We start from the raw sequence: 14,474 nt of genomic DNA, 5'->3' as shown, positions 1-14,474 counted from the left end.
CGTGCCGTCCGGTCGTCACCGCGCCGCCTTCGCCGTCGAGCGGCGCCGCAGGCAGGCCAGGTGGAAGGGCGTGGTCGCGGCCCTGGCGGCAGTGGCGATCGTCGCGGCGGGGGGCGTCCTCTTCCTCACGCGCTCGACGGGAACGTGTTCCGCCCGGGATCCGATCCTCGTGAGCGTCGCGGCCGCCGTGGACGTCGCGCCGCCGGTGATGGACGCGGCCGAGCGGTTCAACGCCTCCGGCGCGGGGGTGGAGGGACGGTGCGTCCAGGTCCAGGTGGCCGAGCAGCCCCCGGCGCCGGTGCTCCGCACGCTGATCGGCGACCGGGCCGGCGTCCTGCCCGACCGCCCGGACGGATGGATCGCCGACTCCTCCGTGTGGGTGCGGCTGGCCCGCAAGCAGGGCGGGCAGGACATCGCCGCAGACGAGACCGTGGTCGCGACCTCCCCGCTGGTCTTCGCCACCCGGCGCTCGCTCGCCGAGCGGTTCGCCGCCGGGGGGACGGCCATGAGCTGGGACATGGTCTTCCCCGCCACGGTGCGGGGACGCCTCCAGCCCACCGAGCACGAGCCCGACATCGTACGCATCCCCGACCCGTCGGTCTCGGGGGCGGGGATCGCGACCGTCGCGGCGGCCCGTGACATCGTCGGCACGGGCGAGAAGGCCGACCGCGACCTCACGGCGTTCGTGCGCATGGCGCAGTCGGGATCGGCCCCCGACTACCGCAGCATGCTCGGCGCGGTGGACGCCCCCGGATTCTGGTCGCGTCCCGTGGTGATCGTCCCCGAGCAGTCGGTGTGGGCGCACAACCGCGGGAGCGGCGCGGAGCCCGTGGTCGCCCTCCAGCCGAAGGAGGGCACGATCAACCTCGACTATCCGTACGTCGTGACGGCCGCGGACCCCGACCGGGCGGCGGCCTCGCGGCTGTTCGCGGCGTGGCTGCGGTCGGCGGCGACGCAGGAGGCCGTGCGGAAGGCCGGGTTCCGCGGCGCCGACGGGCAGCCGCCGTTCGACAGCGGTGCGGGCATCTCGACCGAACTGCCGCGCCCGCGGCCGTCGATCACGGCCGAGGTGATCGACGAGGCGCTGGAGGCGTGGAGCAGGCTGGCCCCGCCGAGCCGGCTCCTCGTGCTGGCCGACGTGTCGAAGGAGAACGCCGAGCCGATCGACGGGCCGAAGGGCGCGGGCGGGAAGACCCGGCTGGACGTCGCGGTCGAGGCGGCCAAGCTCGGCCTGCAGCTGTTCCCGAACGAGACCCACATGGGCCTGTGGGAGTTCGCCCGCGACCTGAAGGACGGCGCGGACCATCGCGAACTCATCGGCCTCGGCCCGATCACCAAGCCCGACGACGGCCAGGAGGAGATCCGCAGGACCGCCCTGTTCCGGGTGGCCGACGGCATCAAGGCGCTCGGCGACCGCAGCAGTTCGCTGTACGACGCGATCGACACGGGCTTCCGGTCGGTGTCGAAGGGCTACGACCCCCTGATGAGCAACGCCCTGCTGGTGCTCACCGCGGGCGTGGACGACGGGAAGGGCGTCTCGCGGCGCGACCTCGTCGACAGGCTGCGCAAGGAGTGGGACCCGGACAAGCCGGTGCAGATCATCGTGGTCGCGTTCGGCAAGGCCGCCGACCGGCAGGCGCTCGACGAGATCGTCTCCGCCACCAACGGGCAGCTCTACGTGGCCCAGGAGCCGGGCCAGATCATCGACGTGTTCCTGTCGGCGCTGGCCCGGCGGCTGTGCCACCCGACTTGCTCGAATCGCTGAAAAGCACAACCACTTCACCACGATCGGCATCTAATCCGGCGAAGCAGATCGACCGAAGGGATCGACCGTGGTGAAGAAGCTCCTCGCCGCCGGCCTGACGGCCGCGGTGGCCTGCGTGTCCGTCGCCGCGCCCGCCTCCGCCGCGCCCGCCTCCGCCGCGCCCGCCTCCGCCGCGGCCGCCCGGACATCGGCGACACAGACATCGGCGACACAGACATTGGCCACACAGGGCCGGCAGCTCAGGAACGCGAAGACCGGTCTGTGCCTGGCCATCGGCAAGGGCGAGGTCAGGGCCGGGAAGAAGGTCATCCAGTGGACCTGCAACGGCCTGAAGGACCAGAGGTGGATCTACTCCGGCCACCGCCTTGTGAACGCCAAGACCGGCATGTGCCTTGCTATCGGCGGCGGCGAGACCCGCAAGGGCGCGTACGTCATCCAATGGCCCTGCACAGACGGCGGCGCGGAGCAGGAGTGGGTCCGCGACGACATGCGACGCCTGCAGAACCGCGCCACCGGGCTGTGCCTGGCCATCGGCAAGGGGGAGGTCCGCAACGGGAAGAAGGCCATCCAGTGGACGTGCAACACCCTCGCGGACCAGGAGTGGTACATGGAGCGGCAGTGATTCCGGCGCTCACCTCGTGACGTGGAAGTCGGCCGGGTCGCGCGGCGGCCGGTCCTTCGGCGGCGCGGCGGGATGGCCGATGGCCACGGCGCCCATCGGGTCCCAGTTCTGCGGCAGGTCGAGCACCTTGCGCACCACGTCACGGCAGAACATCGTGGACGACACCCACGCCGAGCCCAGCCCCTGCACGGCGAGCTGGACCAGGAAGTTCTGCACGCCGGCGCCGGTGGCCACCACGAACATCTCCCGCTCGGCGGCGTTCCTGCGCTCGTCCCTGTAGGTGTGCGAGCCGTCCATCACCAGGCACGGCACCGCCAGGTAGGGCGCGTTCCGCAGCACGTCGCCGCGCCGGATCCGCCGGGCGATCGACTCCTCGGAGAAGCCGTCGGAGCGCAGGTCCTCGATCCAGGCGTCCCGCATCGCGTCGAGCAGTTCCGTACGCGCCCGCGGGGTCTCCAACAGCACGAACCGCCACGGCGTGGTGTGGTGCGGGGCGGGCGCGGCGACGGCGGCGGCCACGGCCCGCCGTACGGCCGCGGGGTCCACCTCGGCGGCGGAGAACTCCCGGATCGTGCGGCGGGCGAAGACGACGTCGGCCGAGCCGTACCGGAACATGTCCTCGTCGGCGGGGCGGACGAGGACCCGCCCGCCCGGGCCGTCCTCGTCGGTCACCAGGTCGCCCAGCCCTCGGACGACGGCCACCGGAACGCCGGACAGCTTGCCCTTCGCCAGGTCGCCCGCCGCCGCGATCTCGTCGGCCAGCGCCGTGACGGTGGCGTTGAGCGGGTTGCCGTAGCCGTCGGCGCCGCCGCGCAGGTCCTCCAGGGGGCGCACGCCGGCCGCGCCGATGGCGACGTCGGTCAGGCCGTGCCGCCAGGGCCGGCCGAACGTGTCGGAGACGATCACCCCGGCCCGCACGCCGAGCCGCTCGCGCAGCCCCCTGCGGATCCGGCCCGCCGAGGCGTCCGGGTCCTCGGGCAGCAGCAGCACGGTGCCGGGGGAGGTGTTGGAGGCGTCGACGCCGGCCGCGGCCATCACGAAGCCGTGCCGCGTCTGCGCGATGACCGTGTCACCGCGCCGCGCGACCACGCGCTCGGTCTCCTCCTCGATCGCGGCCGTACGGCTGCTGTCCTGGCGGATGCGGCCTTCGGCCTTGCTTACGATCTTGGAGGTCACGACCAGGATGTCGCCGTCCCGGAGGTCGGGCGCGGCCTGCGCCACGAGCAGGGCGATGTCGTCGCCGGGACGCACCTCGGGCAGGCCGGGCACGCCGCTGACAGTGATCTGGGGCATGGGCTCCTCTGGCATCTGTTCTGGCATCGGTTCAGGACGCGAGGGATCGGGCCAGGGCGAGGGCCGCGGCGGCGATGTCCCTCGTGGCCTCGGGGTCGCTCATCAGGAGCGGGCGCGCCTCGACCACCACGCCGTCGAGCGCCACGCCCTTGTCCTCCTCGGCCACGAGCCAGCCGTCGAGCAGCGCGGAGCCGTACAGCTCCAGGACGGCCTGGGCGCTCGTCTCGACGCCGATCGCCGTCAGGCAGGCGTCGGCCATGCCGCGCACCGGCGCGCCGCCGATGATCGGGGAGACGCCGACGACCGTCTTGTCCTCCAGAGCCGCCCGGATGCCCGGGATCTGGAGGATCGTGCCGATGCTGACGACCGGGTTCGACGGCGGGAGGATGACGACATCCGCCGCCGCGACGGCGTCGAGCACGCCGGGCGCGGGACGGGCCTCGTCCGCGCCGACGAGCACGATCTGCTCGGCCGGCACGGAGGCGCGCAGCCGCACCCACCACTCCTGGAAGTGGACGGCCCTCCTGCCGTCCTCGTCGGAGACGACCACGTGGGTCTCGGTGCGGTCGTCCGACATCGGCAGCAGCCGCACCCCTGGCCGCCACCGGTCGCACAGGGCCTCGGTCACCTGAGAGAGCGGATAACCGGCCGCCAGCATCTGGCTGCGGATGATGTGGGTGGCGAAGTCCCGGTCGCCGAGGCCGAACCACTGCGGCTCCATGCCGTAGGCGGCGAGCTCCTCCTTCACCGTGAACGTTTCAGCGGCCCGCCCCCAGCCCTGTTCCTCGTTGATGCCGCCGCCCAGCGTGTACATGACCGTGTCGAGGTCTGGGCACACGCGCAGGCCGAAGAGGGTGATGTCGTCGCCGGTGTTGCCGATCACGGTGATCTCGGAATCGGGGGTCGCGGCCTTGAGACCTCGGAGGAACCGGGCGCCGCCGATTCCTCCGGCGAGGGACACGATGCGCATGCCGCCAGTCTTCCACCGGCCGCCCGAGGGATCGCCGACACCCACCCCCAGGAGCGGGATGAACGCCGATATGTAGGGTGTGTTTGGCTTGTGAGGTTCTTGGGTCTGCCGACGCTTAAGTCAGACATGTGCAAAACTTCCCCCGAGTGCCGTTTGGACCGATGGGGGTAGTCGTGCTCAAGGTCGATACCGGCCGGCTCCGCGAGCCGGCCGCGTGGACGATGCTCGCGGTGGTGATCACCAGCGTCCTCGTCAGCATCGCGCGCATGCTGATCGGTTCCTCGCTGAGCAGCACGTTCGGCGTTCGCGCGGCGGCGAGCCTGTACTCCCTCGTGTCCCCGGTCTCGACCGCGCTCGCGTTCGGCGCCGTGCTGCTCGTCGCCAAGGCCGGCGCGCCCACCCCCCGGGCCCGTCTGGTGGCGCTCGGCGCGGCCGGATCGCTCGGTCTCGGCATCGTCTTCGGCGTGATCGGTGTGCTGGGCGTGCTCGTGGGCGACCTGGCCACGTTCCGCGACCGGTTCGAATACCTGATCACCGGACTGCCGATGGTCGCGCTCGCCGTCTTCGGCGTGCTGTTCGCGCTGAGCACGGCATCGGCGCTCCAGCCCGCCAGGGAACCGGCGGGCGACTACTTCGGCAGGCGCGAGGACGCCTACCCGCCCCAGTCGTACGCTCCGGCGCTGCCGCAGGGCCCGCAAGGCCCTCATGCCCCGCAGGGTCATCACGCGCCGCAGGGGTACGGCGAGGTTCCCGGATCGGCAGGTGCGGGCGCGCCGGCCCACAGCCCCAACCCCGGCCCGATGCCCGGTCAGCAGGTGCCCGGTCAGCAGGTTCCCGGTCAGCAGCAGTTCGGCCACCCCGCCCCGGGCGACCCGCAGAACAACCCCCTGCCCGGGCAGAACGTCCCCCAGACCCCGCCGCAGAACGTCCCGCACTCTGGCCAGTACGACGCCCCCCACCAGGGCCAGCCCCAGGGCCAGCCGCAGGGCCAGCCGCAGGGGCCCGCGTACGGGCAGAGCGCGCCGGCGCCGGCCCACCCCCAGCTGCCGCCCGCCGAGCACCGCTACGCCGAGCACCAGCAGTACGCCCAGGAGCGCCAGTACGGCCAGGACCAGTACGCGCAGGACCAGTACGCCCAGGAGCGGCAGTACGGCCAGGACCAGTACGCCCAGGATCGGGGCCAGGGGGCCTTCGGCCAGGAGCGGCCCCAGGACGTCTACGGCCAGGAATACGAGCCGCAGCCCTCCTACAGTCCCGCCCCGACCGCCCCGCAGCCCCCGCCGTTCGGACAGGCGGGCGCCCCCGCTCCCGCCCCGGCTTCCGCTCTGGGCCCCGGCCACGGGCAGGCGCAGCAGCAGCCCCAGCCGTCGCTGCAGGACGTCCAGACCGGCGCGCACTACCCCGATTACGGCGCGTACGGCGCGCAGCCCGAGGTGGCGGCGCCCCAGCGGCCCGACTACTCCCCGCCGCCGCAGGGCCCGGTGTTCGACCAGTACGGCTACGCGGGCCAGCAGACGGACTCCGGTGGCTACGGGCAGTTCCCGAGCGCTCCCCCCGCCGCGCCCATTGCCCCCGCCGCGCCCGACCCCCGCGGTTACGGTCAGCCCTCCTCCTACAGCCCGGCCCCCGAGGCCAGGCCGTACGAGCAGGACCAGCCGTACGGACAGGGCTCGCCGTTCTCCGGCTACTCGGGCCAGGCGTACGCACACCAGGCCGCCGAGCACACGGCCGGCGGCCCGGCCTTCGACGCTCCCCCCGCGTACGAAGGCCCGGCCGACCCGCGGGAGCAGCAGCTCGCGCAGGCCTACCAGCAGGCGCAGAGCTACCAGAAGGGCGCCCTGCCCGACCACCCCACCGGTCCGCAGGACATGCCGGAGTACTACGACAACCCGCTCGGTCACCCCCAGTCCGAGCCAGCGCCGTTCCAGCCCCCGGCGCCCGGCCCCGCCGACCAGACGCTCCGCTTCGACCCCTCCGGCTACACGGGAGACCCGCTCAGCGACCCCCTGCGCAGGGAGGAGCCGCTCGACCCGACGGCCATCTACACGCCGGATCGGTCGCAGGCAAAGTATGAGGAAGGTTCCGCCCCCGATCAGGCAGGCCGCGGAACCGACCCCAACCTCCCTTGGTATGGTTCCGAACGCTGATAGGACCGTAGATCGGGGCGTACGAACCGGGGCGAGCAGGTCTTTCCCCGGGTATCGTTATGCCGCTTGACGCCACACACGCCACGCGCGTGTAATTACAGACATGTTGTTACGCCTTCCCAAGGGTGGGTATAGGGCAGGCGTTTTTATGGGGGGCTCCATGTGGGCGGGCGAGCGACAGGGAGGTGTGCAATGACCGATCTGGTCATGGCACAGGCGCTCGATGGTGAAGATCTTGGGTGGCAGGAGCGCGCTTTGTGTGCGCAGACCGATCCTGAGGCGTTCTTTCCTGAAAAGGGCGGTTCCACCAGGGAAGCAAAGAAGGTGTGCCGTTCGTGTGAGGTGCGCGCCGAGTGCCTTGAATACGCGCTTCAGCATGATGAGCGTTTCGGCATCTGGGGCGGCCTGTCCGAGCGGGAAAGGCGCAAGATCAAGCGCCAGGCCGTCTGACGACGACGCCGACGGGGCCGTGCGTTCGTGCGCGCGGCCCCGCACTCATGTCTGGGTTGCTGCTGACATCCTGTTTCGCCTGGATGTGATCGGGTGAGTCCGGGTTGCCGTATCGTGGTCGGCGCTCAGCCGTACGACCCCCCTAGGACTCGACGTGCACTCGGTGACCGCGATCGTCGTCGCCCACGACGGCGCCCGCTGGCTCAAGGAGACGCTGGCGGCGGTGCTGCGCCAGACCCGGCCTCTCGACCGTGTCGTCGGCGTCGACAACGGCAGCCGTGACGGCAGTGGGACCCTGCTGACCGAGGCGTTCGGCTCGGGCAACGTGCTGACCCTGCCCCGGTCCACCGGGTTCGGCGAGGCCGTCCACGAGGTGCTGCGGCGGCTGCCGCCCGCGCCCGGTCAGGAATGGGTCTGGCTGCTCCACGACGACTGCGTGCCCGACGCGCACGCGCTGCAGGCCCTGCTGTGGGCCGCCGAGCAGGATCCCAAGGCCGCCATCCTCGGCCCCAAGCTGCGCGACTGGCTCGACCGGCGGGTGCTGCTCGAGATGGGCGTGACCGTCAGCAGGTCGGGACGGCGCGACACCGGCCTGGAGCCGAGGGAGTACGACCAGGGCCAGCACGACGGGATCGCCGACGTCCTGTCGGTCTCCACGGCCGGCATGCTCATCCGCAGGGACGTATGGGACGAGCTGTCCGGCCTCGACACCGCGCTGCCGCTGTTCCGCGACGACCTCGACCTGTGCTGGCGGGCCCGTACGGCCGGGCACCGCGTGCTGAACGTGAGCGACGCGGTGGCCTGGCACGCCGAGGCGTCGGCGCGGCGGCGCCGCAGGATCGCCACCAGCGAGGAGCACCCGCGCAGGCTCGACCGGCGCAACGGCCTGTTCGTCCTGATGGCGAACCTGCCGTTCGGCGCGCTCGTGCGGTCGGTGCTGCGCAACGTCTTCGGGTCCGCGCTGCGGGTCCTGCTGCTCCTGCTGGCCAAGCAGCCGGCCAACGCCCTCGACGAACTGGCCGCGCTCGGCTCGGTCCTCGGCCATCCGCTGCGCCTGCGGCGGGCCCGTAAGGCCAGGAGGAAGGGGAGGAAGCAGGGCTGGCCCGCGATCCGGCGCAAGCTCTCCCCGCCGGGCGCCGCGTTCCGGCGGCTGGCCGACATGGTGCAGGGCTTCCTCGCCGGAGCCGGCCCGGTGGACTCGGCGGGCCGCCACCACGCGGCCGCGGACCGCGCCCAGGAGGACGACGGCGACGAACTGCTGACCGACTCGGGCGGCGTCCAGCGCGTGTTCAGCAGCCCGGGCGTGGTGCTCTGCCTGATCCTGGCGGTGATCACGCTGGCTGCCGAAAGGACGCTGCTGCCCGGGCTCCTGTCCTCCGACGGACACCTGGGCGGCGGGGCTCTGGTGCCGGTCACCGGGGGCGCGTCCGACCTGTGGCGGCTCTACATCGAAGACCACCACGCCGCCGGGCTCGGCTCGCAGACCTGGGCCCCGCCGTACGTCGCCGTGCTGGCCGGGCTGTCGGCGGTCGCGCTGGGCAAGACGTGGCTGGCCGTGGCCGTGGTGCTGCTCGGCTGCGTGCCGCTGGCCGGGATCTCGGCGTACGCGGCGACCAAGCGGATGATCTCGTACACGCCCGCGCGGGTGTGGCTGGCCGCCACCTACGCCCTGCTGCCGGTCACGACGGGCGTGGTGGCGGGCGGGCGGCTCGGCACCGCGATCGTGATCGTGCTGCTGCCCGTCTACGCGGCGCTCGCCACGCGGGTGATCGCCGGGTCGCGGCGGGCGGCCTGGGGCTTCGGCCTGCTCCTGACCGTGGGCACGGCCTTCGTCCCGCTCGTGTACGTGCTGGTGGCGATCCTCGGCGGGCTCGCCGCGGTGTCGTTCGGAGGCATTCGCAGGGGCGTCAGGCGGTCGCTCGTGATCGGCCTCGGCACCCCGGTCGTCCTGCTGTTCCCGTGGCTGGTGCAGATCGCCAGGGAGCCGGGACGGATCCTGCTCGAATCAGGCCTGCACGACGGCCGCCTCACCGCCCCCCGCCTCGGCGCCGACTCCCTGCTCATGCTGAGCCCCGGCGGGCCGGGGGTGCCGCCCGTGTGGGCGACGGCGGGCCTGATCGCGGTCGCGCTGGCCGCGCTGCTGCTGCGGCGTCATCAGATGATCGTCGCCATCGGCTGGGGCGTCATGCTCTTCGGGCTCCTGGTGGCGATCGTGGTCAGCCGGGTCGACGACGCGTGGCCGGGGGTGCCGCTGGCGTTCGCGGCGACGGGCCTGCTGGTGGCGGCGGGGCACCAGGCGCACCGGATCGCCGAGTTCCGCGCCGCGGGCGGGCTGCGCCGCCTGGGCGCGATGCTGATCGTCGTGGTCGCCTTCGCGACCCCGCTCGCCGCCGCCGCGTTGTGGGTGACCAGAGGCGCGCAGGACCCGCTGCGAAGCGACCTGAGCGACCCGGTGCCGGTGCTCGCCGCGCTCCAGTCGGCGCCCGGCGAGGGCACGCTCCTGCTGCGTCCCAGGGACGGCAGGGTCGGCTACACGCTGATGCGGGGCCGGGGCCCGCTGATCGGCGAGTCCGACCTCGAACCTCCCCGGGAGGCGACCGATCGTTTCACGACCGCGGTCGCCGGGCTCGCCTCGGGCCGGGGCAGCACGTACGTCCAGACGCTCGCGTCGTCCGGGGTTCGCTTCGTGACGGTGCCGGGCGTCGTCGACCCCGCCCTGCAACGGGCGCTCGACTCGCAGCCCGCCCTGGTCAGGGTGAGCCTCTCGGAGACGGGCGGCCTGTGGCGCGTGGCCGGCCAGGTGACGGTGCCCCCGCCGCCGGCGACCGCGGGCGCGCTGCATCGGGGCTGGCTGTGGGCCCAGGGCGCGCTGCTCGTGCTCGTGCTGATCCTGGCCTCGCCCGGGGCCCGTACGAAGGAGCCGGACGTCGACTACGCCGACGCGCCCGCCGAGGAGGGGCCGCGGGGCCGCCGCCGGGCGAAGGGTGACAAGGGCAGGAAAGATCGGGTGCCCGCGTGAGGAGACTGATCGAGAACCGCTTCGGCCTGCTCGCCCTGGTGCTGGTCGCGCTGGGCGCGTTGTACGGCGTGGCCTTCGTCAGCCGGCCCGCGCCGGCCGCGCAGGTGCGTCCGCAGGCCGTCAGGGCCCCGGTGGAGTCGGTGACCGCCGTGTGCCCCGCGCCGTCCGGCAGCCGGGTGAGCGTGGTGACCCCCGACCAGGAACAGCAGAGCCAGGAACAGCAGAACCAGGTACAGCAGAGCCAGGGGCCGGGCAGCGCCACCCTGTCGGCGATCAAGACTCCGGAGGAGAAGGCCGGCGGCAAGGACGACGTGATCGACCGGCCGGGCCTGCTGTGGCAGCGCGAGATCGCCGCCGGAGGCGGCCCGCTCGTGGTCGACGCCACAGGTTCGATGGCCGCCGGGCTGGAGAGCGCCCAGACCGTCAGGGAGACCTCGGGCACCCAGCGGGGGCTCGCCGGGGTGCGGTGCGTCGAGCCGGGCGCGGAGAGCTGGTTCGTCGGGCCGGGGCCGGCCGCGGCGGAGATGACCCTCTACCTCGCCAACCCCGACGCGGCCCCGGCCGTCGTCTCGTTCATGGTCTACTCCGGGGAAGGCCCGGTGCTGAGCGAGCGCGGCAACGGCGTCGTCGTCAAGCCCGGCCAGCACCGCGTGATCAGGCTGCGCGACCTCGCGCCCTCCCCGCTGATCATGGCCCTGCAGGTGAGCACGCGCAGCGGCCGGGTGGCCGCCGCGGTCAAGGCCGTGCTGGGTGAGGGCAGGGGCGTCGACTGGCTGCCCGTCGCCGCCGCCCCCGCCACCCGGGTCGTCGTCCCCGGCATCCCCGGCACCGCCGGCCAGCGGGAGCTGTACGTCGCCACGCCGGGGGAGCGGGACACGGTCGTGCGGATCCGAGCAGTGCTGGAGGACGGCTCCTACGCGCTGAAGAACAAGGAGACGATCGAGGTGCCGGCCGGATCGGCGGCCTCGCTCGACCTGTCCACCGGGATCGGCGGGCAGCCGGCCGCGCTGGTGCTGGAGTCCGACGTCCCGATCGTGGCGGGCCTCAAGATCACCGGAACGGGGGCGCGGCAGGACGTCGCCTTCACGGCCGGCGCCGCCTCCGTCGACCTCGGCAGCGTCGTCGCGGACGGCCGGGCGGAAGGCAAGCAGACCTCCTGGCTGGTGCTGTCGGCGCCCTTCTCCGCGGCCACCGTGGAGGTCCGGCTGGTGCCCTCGAAGGGTGCGGCGCCGGCCCCGGTCGAGGTGAAGCTGCCCGCCGCCCGCACCAAGGAGCTCAGGCTCGCGCCGCCGAAGGGAAGCAAGGGCGGCTTCAGCGTGGTCGTACGGCCGATGCCGGGCTCGGGGCCCGTGTACGGCGGGCGCGTCCTCGACGAGGGGGCCAAGGACGGCCAGCTGCTCACCGCGCAGCCGCTGGCCATGGCCAGGACCTGGGCGCTGGTGCCCCCGACCGTCGACGCGCCGGGCGCCGTGCTGCCCTGAAGCCTCAGTGGCGGTCGTCGTAGCCGGGGTCGATCGTCTCCGGCGTGAGGCCCAGCAGGCTGGCAACCTGCTCGACGACCACGTCGAGGACCAGCGTGCCGAGCTGGTCGCGGTCGCGGGCCCGGGCCTCCAGCGGGCGGCGGTACAGCACGACGGTGGCGGGCTCGTCCCCCGAGGCCGACTCCGCCCGTCCCAGCGGGATCGGGTCGGACGACAGCCGGGCGGGACCGTCCACCAGCTCCGCGGCCGGCGGCACCTCCTCGACCGCGAACTCGACCGACGCGAGCTGGGTGCCCCATCGCGGCTTGAGCCGGTCGACCGCGTCGATCACCAGGTCGTCGAACCGCTCGCCGCGGGACTTGGCGATGGGGACGTGCGAGGGCGCGAGGGGACCGCGCATGCCGCGGCCGTGCCGGTCACGCCGGCGCACCCGCCGCCCTCGATCCGGCCTGTCACCGCTCCGATCGCTCACGCAGTCAGCTTAAAGCCCGGCCCACCGGTGCGGTGGCTCCCGTGGGTCGTGTCCGCTTTGCCCACCAACGTCATATCGACTTCAGAGATCGCGGAATTGTGGCGACACGTTCAATAAGAGCGGCGGGGTGGTGGCAATGTGAACGCGGACCGGATACGGTCCCTCCGTGAGCCCCGTCCGCAGCTGTTCCCGTACCGCCTGCAGGCAGCCTGCCGTCTTCACACTCACGTATGTCTACGCCGACTCGACCGCCGTACTCGGCCCTCTGGCGACGTACGTCGAGCCTCACTGCTACGACCTGTGCGCGGAGCACGCGGAACGGCTCACCGCCCCCAGGGGATGGGAGGTCGTGCGCCTTCCGTCCGAGTCCGTCTCCCCGAGCGGGGACGATCTGGAGGCCTTGGCGAACGCGGTCCGCGAGGCCGCCCGCCCCGCTCCCGCCGCCGGCGAGCCCGTCGGCCAGGCGGTCGAGGTGGGCCGCCGGGGTCACCTCCGGGTGCTCAAGTCCGCCCAGCCGAACAGGGAGCGATGACACCCCGCGATAACACCCCGCGATGAGATCGCACGCGGCGCGTTGGAGGGCTCATTGCGTGGGCAATCAGGCGCTATAGGCTCAGGTGCGAAGACTTAACGACTTTTAGGGGCGTGCAGTGGCCGACCTCAGCAGGATCTTCAAGGCGTACGACGTGCGCGGCGTGGTGCCGGACGAGCTCGACGAGGAGATCGCACAGGCCGTCGGGGCGGCCTTCGTCGAGCTGACCGGCGCGTCCTCGGTGGTGATGGCGCACGACATGCGCACCTCCTCCGGCCCGCTGGCCGCGGCGTTCGCGCGGGGCGCGAACTCCCGGGGCGCCGACGTGATCAGCGCCGGGCTCGGCTCGACCGACATGCTCTACTACGCCAGCGGCAGTCTCAACCTGCCGGGCGTCATGTTCACCGCGAGCCACAACCCGGCCAAGTACAACGGTATGAAGATGTGCCGGGCGGGCGCCGTGCCGGTGGGCACCGACACCGGCCTGCTGCAGATCCGCGACCGCGCGGCCGAACTGCTCGACACCGGACTGGGGGGCGAGCCCGGCAAGGGCACGGTGACCGAGCGGAACCTGCTGGAAGGCTACGCCGCCCACTTGAAGACGCTGGTCGACCTGTCGGGCATCCGGCCGCTGAAGGTGGTCGTGGACGCCGGGAACGGCATGGGCGGCTACACGGTCCCGGAGGTCTTCAAGGGCCTGCCGATCGAGCTGACCCCGCTCTACTTCGAGCTCGACGGCAGCTTCCCCAACCACGAGGCCAACCCGATCGAGCCGGAGAACCTGCGCGACCTGCAGAAGGCGGTCGTCTCGCAGGGCGCGGACATCGGCATCGCCTTCGACGGCGACGCCGACCGGTGCTGGGTCATCGACGAGCGGGGCGAGTCGGTCCCGCCGTCCACGATCACGGCGCTGGTCGCGGTGCGCGAACTGGCCAAGAACCCCGGCGCCACGATCATCCACAACCTGATCACCTCCAAGGGCGTGCCGGAGATCGTCGGCGAGCACGGCGGCAAGCCCGTCCGCACCCGCGTCGGCCACTCGTTCATCAAGGCGGAGATGGCCCGCACCGGCGCCGTCTTCGGCGGCGAGCACTCGGCCCACTACTACTTCCGCGACTTCTGGTTCGCCGACTCGGGCATGCTGGCCGCCCTGCACGTGCTCGCCGCGCTGGGCGAGCAGGACCGGCCGCTGTCGGAGGTGCTGTCCCAGTACTCGCGCTACGCCGCCTCCGGGGAGATCAACAGCAGGGTCGAGGACCAGGCCGCCGCCCTGGCCCGGGTACGCGAGACCTTCTCGGGCCGGGAGGGTGTTACCTTCGACGAGCTGGACGGACTCACCGTCAGCGGTCCGGACTGGTGGTTCAACCTGCGTCCGTCCAACACCGAGCCGCTGCTCCGGCTCAACGCGGAGGCCGCCGACGAGGAGAAGGTCGCCGCAGTTCGAGACGAAGTGCTCGCCGTTGTAAGGAGCTGACGAGTTGAAGATCGACGACTGGCTGCTGGACATCCTCGCCTGCCCGGCGTGCAAGTCCCCGCTCCGCGCGGTGCCCGACGCGGACGAGCTGGCCTGCACCTCGGAGTCGTGCGGGCTGGTCTATCCGGTGCGTGACGACATCCCGGTGCTCCTCGTCGACGAGGCCCGCAAGGCATGAGCGAGCGGAGCGAGCGAATCAATAAGCACAGTGCGATTCGCGAATGCCAGCCCGAGCCGCCAGGCGAGGGC

The 14,474-nt window shown here is 72.7% G+C and carries 12 protein-coding genes; 9 read left to right on the top strand and 3 right to left on the bottom strand.

The window, feature by feature from the left end; all coding sequences use genetic code 11:
- Position 1: 1 nt before the first annotated feature.
- Both FH610_RS06445 and FH610_RS06440 read left to right on the top strand, forming a co-directional pair.
- On the top strand, positions 2-1,765 hold the full coding sequence (locus tag FH610_RS06445) for a substrate-binding domain-containing protein (RefSeq protein WP_139573372.1): 1,764 nt from the start codon (positions 2-4) through the stop codon (positions 1,763-1,765).
- Positions 1,766-1,832: 67 nt separating this feature from the next.
- Positions 1,833-2,387: an RICIN domain-containing protein gene (locus tag FH610_RS06440; RefSeq protein ID WP_139573371.1), complete on the top strand. Its 555-nt coding sequence runs from the start codon at positions 1,833-1,835 to the stop codon at positions 2,385-2,387.
- Positions 2,388-2,396: 9 nt separating this feature from the next.
- Here FH610_RS06440 and FH610_RS06435 read toward each other — a convergent pair whose 3' ends face one another.
- A complete protein-coding gene (locus tag FH610_RS06435; RefSeq protein ID WP_139573370.1) occupies positions 2,397-3,680 on the bottom strand; it encodes a coenzyme F420-0:L-glutamate ligase in 1,284 nt (427 codons plus the stop codon).
- A gap of 31 nt (positions 3,681-3,711) precedes the next feature.
- Positions 3,712-4,650, bottom strand: a complete 939-nt coding sequence (gene cofD, locus FH610_RS06430) for a 2-phospho-L-lactate transferase (protein ID WP_139573369.1) — start codon at positions 4,648-4,650, stop codon at positions 3,712-3,714.
- Between the two features lie 173 nt (positions 4,651-4,823).
- Here cofD and FH610_RS06425 point away from each other — a divergent pair, with 173 nt between their 5' ends.
- The 4 genes from FH610_RS06425 to FH610_RS06410 all read left to right on the top strand — a co-directional run bounded on the left by FH610_RS06425 (position 4,824) and on the right by FH610_RS06410 (position 11,747).
- Entirely contained in the window at positions 4,824-6,797 is a 1,974-nt protein-coding gene (locus FH610_RS06425) for a sulfite exporter TauE/SafE family protein (RefSeq protein ID WP_139573368.1), read from the top strand.
- Between the two features lie 192 nt (positions 6,798-6,989).
- Positions 6,990-7,247 carry a WhiB family transcriptional regulator gene (locus tag FH610_RS06420; protein WP_079313297.1) on the top strand — a complete coding sequence of 86 codons (258 nt, stop codon included), beginning with the start codon at positions 6,990-6,992 and terminating at the stop codon, positions 7,245-7,247.
- Positions 7,248-7,401: 154 nt separating this feature from the next.
- Positions 7,402-10,266, top strand: a complete 2,865-nt coding sequence (locus FH610_RS06415) for a glycosyltransferase family 2 protein (protein ID WP_139573367.1) — start codon at positions 7,402-7,404, stop codon at positions 10,264-10,266.
- The gene (locus FH610_RS06410) at positions 10,263-11,747 is read left to right on the top strand and encodes a DUF5719 family protein (protein ID WP_139573366.1); all 1,485 of its coding nucleotides are present in this window, start codon (positions 10,263-10,265) and stop codon (positions 11,745-11,747) included. The genes FH610_RS06415 and FH610_RS06410 overlap by 4 nt, the downstream gene beginning before the upstream one ends.
- A gap of 4 nt (positions 11,748-11,751) precedes the next feature.
- Here the strand turns inward: FH610_RS06410 and FH610_RS06405 are convergent, their stop codons facing one another.
- Complete coding sequence (locus FH610_RS06405) at positions 11,752-12,219, bottom strand: metallopeptidase family protein (RefSeq protein WP_139573365.1); 468 nt, start codon at positions 12,217-12,219, stop codon at positions 11,752-11,754.
- A 166-nt stretch (positions 12,220-12,385) separates the two neighbouring features.
- Between FH610_RS06405 and FH610_RS06400 the strand changes: the two genes are divergently transcribed.
- The 3 genes from FH610_RS06400 (at position 12,386) to FH610_RS06390 (ending at position 14,403) form a co-directional block, all read left to right on the top strand.
- Positions 12,386-12,751, top strand: a complete 366-nt coding sequence (locus FH610_RS06400; protein WP_139573364.1) for a DUF3499 domain-containing protein — start codon at positions 12,386-12,388, stop codon at positions 12,749-12,751.
- Between the two features lie 118 nt (positions 12,752-12,869).
- Positions 12,870-14,225 carry a phosphomannomutase/phosphoglucomutase gene (locus FH610_RS06395; protein ID WP_139573363.1) on the top strand — a complete coding sequence of 452 codons (1,356 nt, stop codon included), beginning with the start codon at positions 12,870-12,872 and terminating at the stop codon, positions 14,223-14,225.
- 4 nt (positions 14,226-14,229) lie between these two features.
- Positions 14,230-14,403, top strand: a complete 174-nt coding sequence (locus FH610_RS06390) for a Trm112 family protein (RefSeq protein WP_076432865.1) — start codon at positions 14,230-14,232, stop codon at positions 14,401-14,403.
- Positions 14,404-14,474 lie beyond the last annotated feature (71 nt).

Source organism: Microbispora catharanthi, from assembly GCF_006334915.2.
GTDB lineage: Bacteria > Actinomycetota > Actinomycetes > Streptosporangiales > Streptosporangiaceae > Microbispora > Microbispora catharanthi.
The sequence above is the reverse complement of the archived record's forward strand: the minus strand, read 5'-3'. Positions and strand labels throughout refer to the sequence as shown.

Bases quoted from the DNA above. Each gene is read 5' to 3' on its own strand.
- FH610_RS06435 (WP_139573370.1), bottom strand. From the start codon at position 3,680: ATGCCCCAGATCACTGTCAGCGGCGTGCCCGGCCTGCCCGAGGTGCGT.
- cofD (WP_139573369.1), bottom strand. From the start codon at position 4,650: ATGCGCATCGTGTCCCTCGCCGGAGGAATCGGCGGCGCCCGGTTCCTC.
- FH610_RS06420 (WP_079313297.1), top strand. From the start codon at position 6,990: ATGACCGATCTGGTCATGGCACAGGCGCTCGATGGTGAAGATCTTGGG.